Origin of the sequence: Pseudomonas hunanensis (assembly GCF_013393325.1) — a bacterium.
Taxonomy (GTDB): domain Bacteria; phylum Pseudomonadota; class Gammaproteobacteria; order Pseudomonadales; family Pseudomonadaceae; genus Aquipseudomonas; species Aquipseudomonas putida_P.
The window spans coordinates 1-303 of sequence record NZ_QJRC01000036.1 but is presented as its reverse complement, the minus strand read 5'-3'; the positions used below and the strand labels follow the sequence as shown (position 1 = coordinate 303).

Annotated in this window: 1 protein-coding gene; it reads left to right on the top strand. The window is 62.4% G+C overall.

Annotated features, from left to right (window positions below):
• On the top strand, window positions 1–303 hold a 303-nt coding region (locus DM807_RS00655; RefSeq protein WP_179026938.1), incomplete at both ends, for an immunoglobulin-like domain-containing protein.

The window sequence follows — 303 nt, the reverse complement described above, 5'->3', positions numbered from 1 at the left end:
GCGAAATCAGCCTTGGCATCAAGTCGGCTGTGGATATCGACGGTCGCACCTTCGAGAACCTGGAGTTGGGCGGCGCGGCGAAAGTCGACGTCACCGACACCACCGACGAAGTGATCGCGAAACTGACGGCCACCGAGTCCGTGACCGAAGGCGGCGAGATCACCTACACCATCACGCTGACCAACAAAGATGGCCTGCTGATCAACAACCACGGCGCCCTGACCTTCACGCTGAGCGACGGCAAAACCGTCATCACCGTGCCGGCCAACGGCACCACCGGTTCGGTCACCGTGGCTGCACCGG